This is a genomic window from Anoxynatronum sibiricum (genome assembly GCF_039414295.1).
GTDB classification, from domain to species: Bacteria; Bacillota; Clostridia; order Peptostreptococcales; family Tindalliaceae; genus Anoxynatronum; species Anoxynatronum sibiricum.
The window spans coordinates 1-255 of record NZ_JBCITM010000086.1; the positions used below are offsets into that span (position 1 = coordinate 1).

The following is a 255-nucleotide window of genomic DNA, read 5'->3' on the forward strand; positions in this document are numbered from 1 at the left end:
GGACAACTTTATCGGCTGCCGCCTTTAAAGGTTTCTGTCCTTTGCTTTCTCTTTTGTCATTAACCAGTGCGAGTAAGGACTCGTCTTCCGAGATGGTCATTTCTTTTTCTTCGTTTGTGTATTTTGAATTGCTCGCATTGGCCCGAATATGGGTTGAATCGGTGTAAAAAATTTTTCCTGACACCATTTTGTTTTCCATTGCCATTAGGACCACTTCGTTCATAATGCTTTCATACACCTTCGCGTCTTTAAATC

Annotated in this window: 1 pseudogene; it reads right to left on the reverse strand. The window is 40.8% G+C overall.

From position 1 onward, the window contains the following. Positions 1-205 (reverse strand): annotated as a pseudogene (locus tag AAIG11_RS18080) (IS5/IS1182 family transposase); the annotation flags it as partial. Positions 206-255: the final 50 nt, after the last annotated feature.